General features: G+C 30.3%; 3 protein-coding genes. 2 read left to right on the top strand and 1 reads right to left on the bottom strand.

Features of this window, described 5'->3' with window-relative positions:
• On the top strand, nt 1-297 hold a 297-nt coding region (locus EZH24_RS11730), incomplete at its 5' end, for a PTS sugar transporter subunit IIA (RefSeq protein ID WP_137999266.1).
• A gap of 86 nt (nt 298-383) precedes the next feature.
• Here the strand turns inward: EZH24_RS11730 and EZH24_RS11725 are convergent.
• Nucleotides 384-638: a hypothetical protein gene (locus EZH24_RS11725; RefSeq protein ID WP_137999265.1), complete on the bottom strand. Its 255-nt coding sequence runs from the start codon at nt 636-638 to the stop codon at nt 384-386.
• Nucleotides 639-752: 114 nt separating this feature from the next.
• On the opposite strand from EZH24_RS11725, the gene EZH24_RS11720 reads away from it, so the two are divergent.
• Nucleotides 753-1,477 (top strand): sodium-dependent transporter (locus EZH24_RS11720; protein WP_170310874.1); only part of this gene is annotated, 725 nt, incomplete at its 3' end.

The raw sequence follows: 1,477 nt of genomic DNA, 5'->3' as shown, positions 1-1,477 counted from the left end.
TTCCCAACAAAACATGCAATTGGTTTAACTTCCGATAAAGGAGTGGAAATTCTAATACATATTGGAATGGATACGGTAAAACTTGACGGAAAATATTTTACTTCGCATATAGAAGAAGGACAGAAAATTAAAAAAGGCGATTTGCTTATGGAGTTTGACACCGAAAAAATTAAAGAAGCTAAATATTCGGTAATAACTCCGATAGTGATAACCAATTTTGAAAATTATGGAGATATAGAAGAAACTTCCGTAGATTATATAAATGTTGGAGATATTTTGCTTAATATTAAAAAATAAATGTAAAATATATAACATTTATAAAAATAAAAAGGGATTTGAAAAAACAAGTCCCTTTTATTTTATAATTTAAAAAATAAGAATTATTATTTTTCGCTGTCTTTTTGTAAAACTTCCGAATATTTTATTTCATAATAATATTGAAAATCTTCCAATCTCTCTTTATATTTTTCTTTCCATTTTTTATCATTGTATAAAGATTTATAAATATTTTGTAATGGATATATTGCTCCATAATTGCCGCTATGACTAAATCCCGTATTATGCAATATTTCATGAAATACTATCGCCGATAAATAAGGTTCTAATAAATAACCGCCGTTTACCCAATTTTCTACCATATAACTTTTTTAAAATTTTTGTCGAATTACTACTTGAAGTAATTTTAATTATATAGTATAATAAACGGATTATAAAAATTATAAAATTAAGAAAATAAATTTAAGGAGTTGCGTATGCAAAACAACAATCAAAATCACAAAAGAGAAAGACTTTCAAGCAGGCTGGGATTTCTATTAGTCTCGGCGGGATGCGCTATAGGACTTGGAAATATATGGCGATTCCCTTATATAACGGGAAAATACGGAGGCGCCGCTTTCGTTTTGATTTATTTGATATGCTTGCTAATAATAGGACTTCCGATTTTAATAATGGAATTCAGCATCGGAAGAGGAGGACAAAAAGATATTGTAGGCTCTTATAAGGTTTTGGAAAAAGAAGGACATAAATGGCATTTAATCGGTTATATTCAAATGCTAGGATGTTTAATTTTAATGATGTTTTACACGAGCGTTACGGGTTGGAGTATAACCTACGCTTTTTATATGATTACGGGAGCGACCGAAGGACTTTCTCCAGAAGGCGTTGGAAACTTTTTCGGTTCGATGCTTGGCAATCCTCAAGTTATGGTTTTAAGTTTATTTATAACCGTATTTTTGGGAAGTTTAATTTGTTTTAAAGGACTTCAAAGTGGAGTAGAAAAATCCACAAAAGTTATGATGTCTCTGCTTTTTATTATAATGATAATTCTTATAATAAGAGCGATAACTTTAGACGGAGCAATAGAAGGAATAAAATTTTATCTGCTTCCCGATTTGGGTAAAATCTTTAACGAAGGCGGAGCTAAAAACTTTTTGGATGTAATATACGCCGCTATGGGACAAGCTTTCTTTACTCTGGG

The organism is Brachyspira catarrhinii (assembly GCF_005518285.1).
GTDB lineage: Bacteria > Spirochaetota > Brachyspiria > Brachyspirales > Brachyspiraceae > Brachyspira > Brachyspira catarrhinii.
Note: the sequence above shows the minus strand (reverse complement) of the source record. Positions and strands in the feature narration are given on the sequence as shown.